General features: G+C 54.4%; 1 pseudogene. It reads left to right on the forward strand.

Going from position 1 to position 320, the window contains the following annotated elements:
* Positions 1–320 (forward strand): annotated as a pseudogene (locus NE473_RS30770) (hypothetical protein); the annotation flags it as partial.

Consider the following 320-nt stretch of genomic DNA (forward strand, 5'->3'; position numbering starts at 1 on the left):
AATCGTAATGTTTAATAATTATGAGCGGATGCAGGAGATGGAGAGCGTTATCGCATCCGCTATTCCGGAACGGGTGGAGTCGGCCCTGATGGGAAAGGATAACGCGGTGGCAAAGGATAAACCGGAATCCCATGTGGTCGTGGAAGAGGCGGATGGCGGAGTCTATCCGACGACGGCGGCGGTGACAAAGGAAACCATGTCAGAAACCCAGCCTGAGTATTTTCACTCTTCTGGCCGCTTCCAGCCGCCTGGCCGTCTCCGCCATTTTGATCTTCTCCGCCGTTTTGACTGCCCGGCTGGGTTTCTGACATGGTTTCCTT

Source organism: Hungatella sp. SL.1.14, from assembly GCF_024460495.1.
Classification (GTDB): domain Bacteria; phylum Bacillota; class Clostridia; order Lachnospirales; family Lachnospiraceae; genus Hungatella; species Hungatella hathewayi.